Consider the following 5,189-nt stretch of genomic DNA (forward strand, 5'->3'; position numbering starts at 1 on the left):
AGTCGCATCATGTTTTTCACTTTTCAAAACTAGTGTTGAAATAGGTCTTAGAAGTGGGTCAAACTTTGCAATAATTGGTCTGTCGGCCCCACTTGGAAAATCATTTAATATGGCCTCAACCTTATCTTTGATTTCAATAGATTTAATGTTTACATCTGCTTCAATCAAAAACTCAATAACTACGACACCAACACTTTCTCTGGCATCTGATTTAATACTTTTAATTTGAGATACTTCGGCAATAGCATCTTCTATCTTTTTAAGAATCTGTGTTTCAATCTCATTCGGAGAAGCCCCCGCATAAATCGTTTGAACTGTTACAATTGGAAAATCAATTTTCGGTGTAGGCTCAATAATGAGCTTTCCAATAGACACAATCCCCATAACCATAAAGATGAGAATGAAGATAAATGTCATCGCCGGACGTTTAATAAATACATCTATCATGGGATGCTCCTAATTATTTATAACTTTAACTTTTTCGTTTTCTAGTAAATATCTTTGATCACTTGTAATAACTTCTTCTCCATCAGCAACTCCTGCATTGATAACATAGTTATCTGTATTGGAATCTAAGAGCTGAACCTCAGTGATATGGACCTTGTTCTCGATAATCTTATAGACTTTCGATTTACCGTCTCTTAGTGAAATCGCTGATTTTGGAAGTACAATTTTTCCCGAGATTTTGTCATAAGGAATTCTCATTACTTTCAATTTACCAATCCACTCAACAGGAAAGTTTCTAAATGTCGCCTCCAGCTCATAAAGCCCTGAGTAGACATTTGTCTTAGAAGAAAGAGATGTAATAGTTCCTTTAATCTTATTGCCTTCATTTTCAATGAAAACTTCTAGACCAATGGCGAGCTTATCTTTTAAGTCTGGAGATACTTGAGTTTTAAGTTGTCCATTTTTTGTCATAAAACCAGAAGCAAGTAGAGTCTTGTAGAAGTTCTTCTCACTAGCTTTTTGAGCGTAAACAGGTGTTCCTTCAACACTTCTGATTGCTGGTATTGTTGGAGTTTCTACGGCCCTGTTCTTTTGAATGACTCCATCTTTCCATTTTAATGACCCAGCATAGAGAACAAGTAGGGCAATGATTATAATTATACGTTTCATTATTTGATCCCTCCATTTGTCCCTTCAGTAAGAAGTTCATCAAGTTCTGCTGAAAGAAGGTGAAGTTGTAGAATATTTTGTGCGTATTCAATTTTATTACTAGTAAGGAGAAGTTCACTATCATTTAACTGAGTTTGAGAGATTGAGCCTGTTGAAAAAGAACTTAGCGCAACTTTATATGAATCTTGAGCTAGTGAAACTGCTGTTTTACTGGCATCGAGTTTTTCTAAAAGCTTTTCGTATTCTTTTGTGATTGTGATAACTCTAGATTCAATTTGTCGTTTTCCTGCTTGATAACGAAGTTCTGCAATTCTCGTTTCGACTTTTTTGATTGCCACTTCATCAAATTTTTCTCCACCTAGAGGTAGATCAAATGTTAGCTTTAGACCAAATGTATAGCTCTTTTGATCACGGATCTCATTTGAGAAAAAATCATCATAATAAGTTGTTGGAGAGTAGGAACCAAAAAGAGCAAGAGTCGGTAAGTGATCAGACTTTGCAATGCTCTCTAATGATTTACTCATGGCAATCGAATCTGAAAGAACTCTAACTTGGGCCAGGTTTTCAAAGTTTTCATTGTTTGAACTTTTCACTTTTCTTGTTTTTGCTACTAATTTGTCACTAAACACTATTTCAGTTTTTGGATCTAATCCAAGAAAGTTTGCTAGATCAATTTTTGCAGTTTCATAAACCTTTTGAGCTTCAATATAGCGAGGCTTTCTACTGGCAAGGTCTGCTTGCATTTTTAAATTTTCATTACGGCTGATACGTCCGTAAGAAACGCGCTTTTTAAGTGCCTGATTGTTTTTTGAGGCGTTGTCATAAGAGCTTTGAGTAATTTCTAGAAGCTCTTGATTAAAAAGGGCCGAGTAGTAGAAAGTCTTTGCAATCTTTTCAATATTGGCCTTCGTCGCAATGAAATCATTTTCATAAAGACTTTTTTGAGATTTTGCTAAATCAATAGCTGAACTCAATCTTCCAAAAGTGTACACAGGTTGTGTCGCTGTAATAGAAGGTCCTCTATACCAAGCGTCTTGAGTGTTTTGAAAAACTGGCGTTGTTCTAGTTCTGACAACATTGTATTCAAATTTAAGAGTTGGAAACAATCCCGATCGTGCTTTTGAAATTTGTGTTTCCGCTTTTTCAAGAGTTGCTCCAGAGATGGCAACACCTTCATTATTTTTAAGTGCTAGCTCAATGGCCTTGTCTAGGTTTAATTCGACTCTTTGACCGTAGGCAAGACCTGGTAAGCTCAAAAGCATTACCAATGTTGTTGGTTTCATTAGTCCCTCTTTTTTCTATTCAGTTAGTTTAGTTCAGTTAATTTGTTATCAAGTGTCGTGTGTAGGCTTGTTAGAATGACAAGAAGCCTTTCCCTTTCTTTGGCATCAATGTCATTGAAAAACGATAAAATTAAATCTTTGTAATTCGGAAGGACTTTCTCAAGAAGGCAAAAACCCTTGTCAGTAATAGTGATTTCTTTGACTCTGGCATCATCTGATTCACTAATTTTTTTAATTAGCCCATTATCTTCCATACGATTTGCAAGGCCTGTTATATTGGCCTTTGACACCATCATACGTCTTCCTAATTCTGATAATTTAATTTTTTGATCTTCGGTATCAAAATAGACCTTAACGAGAACATCCCAATGTGTTTTTGAGATTCCATATTCTTTTAAGTTTTTAATAACTAGTTTATCAAATAGGTCACCACAACGAAGGATCATTCCAAAAAGTTGAAGATCAGGGATGGCCTGTAAATCCGCTTTGAATTTGTTTCTTACTTGTACGTCCATAATTTCTAACCTCATTAGTTAATATGTTAACTATATGGTTAACATGTTAACAAAGATGAAGCAATTTAAATTAGGTCAAAATTTTGTAAAGTAAGTAATATTGATAGTTTAGGATGTTTATTTTTATCTTTGTTGACTAAAAAGTCTCTAAGTATGGCAATTTTAGTACTCAAGCCCATAGATCGTGCGTAGTTTTTCAACCTGACCGTTGGCCTTCATTTGAGCGAAATACCTATTAAAATCGTCTTTGTGCTTGCGAGATTTGAAAATGATGGCCTTGGGCTCTGCTGGAAAAAGAGGGTGGAAAGTGAACAATTCGTCACGATTTGTCTTAGGTTGAAACTTTTTAAGATAGTATGTGAAAATGTGTTTTTCAGAAATAATGATATCTGCCCTGTCTCTTAATAAGTATTCTGGTTGGTTTCTTTGTTGAGGAATTTCATTGTAGCGCTTATTTTGCGTGGCCATCTTTTTAAATTTTGGGCCGAGATAATTAGTCGCATTTTGAAAAGCGTTCACACGCAAATTTCTAAGATCGTCTATGTCTTGAATTTTAAGACTATTCTTTTTAAGGCTAATTCCATAATTTTGAAAAGTGACGATGCTTTCGGTTTCAAAGAGTGGTTTCTTATATTCTTTTTGAAAGTAATCTATATTTGCATTTAAGATTCCGTTAATTTCACCATCCATAAATTGAACAAACAAACGTGCATTTGTAGCAAATACAAAGACGACGTCATATTCACTTTCTTTGAAAACCTCTTTAATTAAATCGACTTCAAAACCGCTATTAGATTCAGCAATACAATAGGGAGGGTTACTAAGGCTAACTCCAAGTCTTAGAACTTCTTTAGATAAACATGAAATACTCATAAGAGTAAGTAGAAGGGCAGCGATTTTTCTCATGACAATATTATAAACGTCATTAACTTCTATGAACAGGGGGGGAGCTAATTAAGGAAATATTCAGCAATCCCTTGTAGTCCATTTTGATTAAATGGAAAGACAAGTCTATTTGGTTTATCTCCCGAAGCATTTTTGTAAAGTATTCTATTCCCATGACACTTCGCAGTTCCTGGAATTGGAAGAAGTGTTACTGAACTTGTGGATGTATCCCATTTCTTAAGTTCATTGTTTTCTGTGCAGCCATAGATAATACTTCCAACTTTAACAATCGAAAGGAAATATTCGGGGTAAGTAAACGCATTTGTAATACTATTTCCTGAGAGGTGACGGAACATGTAAGAGCCGCGATCACGATCAAATTCAAATAAAATTTTTGAAGCTGTTGAGTCCCATGTGATTGCCGACCAATATTGTCTTGAGCTACCGAGGTTACAGTTTGTTCCTGCCCCTGAAGGGCAACCTGTCGCACTTCCTTCTTCGGCCTTCCCTGCAACATAGGTACTTAATGAATTTGAAACATTCGTTAATCTGAAAGATTGATTATTATCTTTTGTGCCTGACCAACTGTAGTGTCCCGTTAGAATGTTGCCACCAAAATATCCATTAATAGAAGCGGGATAATTACCCATATCCATTGTTGTACCATTATCTGTAGACTGAGAAAGCCAACTCGAGCCACCATCTTGACCCATCATAATTTCCCAGCGATTGGATATTCTATTGAGGCGACAAACATTATGCCATGTACAGGCGAAATAAATATCACCATTACTAGGATTTGTTGCAAATGAGAAAGTCTGTCCCCATGAAGCACTATCAAGCATTTGATATCTTGGATCAGTTGCCGTACTAAAGCTTCCATTAACAAGAACACCATTTCCAGCAACTCTTATAACTTGATTTGTTACTTCATTCGGTCTTATTTCTCTCATAATTCTTTCGGCGTTATCAATCATCACAACATTGTCACCAGCACCATGGTCAATAAAATTGATAATACCAAATCTCGCATCTTGACCTAGCCCACCATCTCCAAATGATTTTGATTGTCCATAAAGTGTCTGAACGTTGCCAGAGTTATCAATAACTCTGATCATATCTGAATCAACAAAGAAGAATGTACCATCAACGGCCACGAAAAAATCTGTAATACGCACAGGACAGCTCGTCGCTGCCGTTCCATCGGCACACGTTCCATGAACGCCATTTCCTAAGAAAGTAGCATCATAAGAGTTTGTACCTATATTGAGTTTATTAACCCCTGTTAATCTCGCCTGATGAATTGACCATACGTAGTGGTTACCGTCATTAGTAGTTCTTTGAGCTGAATCGGTACAAGTATCTCGATGATTTGGAACAGTCGCTCCTG

General features: G+C 36.0%; 5 protein-coding genes and 1 pseudogene. All 6 read right to left on the reverse strand.

From position 1 onward, the window contains the following. Nucleotides 1-447, reverse strand: a 447-nt coding sequence (locus tag M899_RS05960) for an efflux RND transporter permease subunit (protein WP_021270522.1), incomplete at its 3' end; no start/stop codon positions are given. A gap of 9 nt (nucleotides 448-456) precedes the next feature. Next, nucleotides 457-1,116 (reverse strand): secretion protein HlyD, encoded by a 660-nt coding sequence (locus M899_RS05965; protein ID WP_021270526.1) that lies wholly within the window; start codon nucleotides 1,114-1,116, stop codon nucleotides 457-459. Then, nucleotides 1,116-2,399 carry a TolC family protein gene (locus M899_RS05970; protein WP_021270524.1) on the reverse strand — a complete coding sequence of 428 codons (1,284 nt, stop codon included), beginning with the start codon at nucleotides 2,397-2,399 and terminating at the stop codon, nucleotides 1,116-1,118. The genes M899_RS05965 and M899_RS05970 overlap by 1 nt, the downstream gene beginning before the upstream one ends. A 23-nt stretch (nucleotides 2,400-2,422) precedes the next feature. Further along, nucleotides 2,423-2,914, reverse strand: a complete 492-nt coding sequence (locus tag M899_RS05975) for a MarR family winged helix-turn-helix transcriptional regulator (protein ID WP_021270527.1) — start codon at nucleotides 2,912-2,914, stop codon at nucleotides 2,423-2,425. Between the two features lie 162 nt (nucleotides 2,915-3,076). After that, nucleotides 3,077-3,820 carry a substrate-binding periplasmic protein gene (locus M899_RS05980; protein WP_021270523.1) on the reverse strand — a complete coding sequence of 248 codons (744 nt, stop codon included), beginning with the start codon at nucleotides 3,818-3,820 and terminating at the stop codon, nucleotides 3,077-3,079. A gap of 44 nt (nucleotides 3,821-3,864) precedes the next feature. Next, a pseudogene (locus M899_RS18530) lies at nucleotides 3,865-5,189 on the reverse strand (hypothetical protein); the annotation flags it as partial.

This window comes from Bacteriovorax sp. BSW11_IV (genome assembly GCF_000447755.1).
GTDB lineage: Bacteria > Bdellovibrionota > Bacteriovoracia > Bacteriovoracales > Bacteriovoracaceae > BSW11-IV.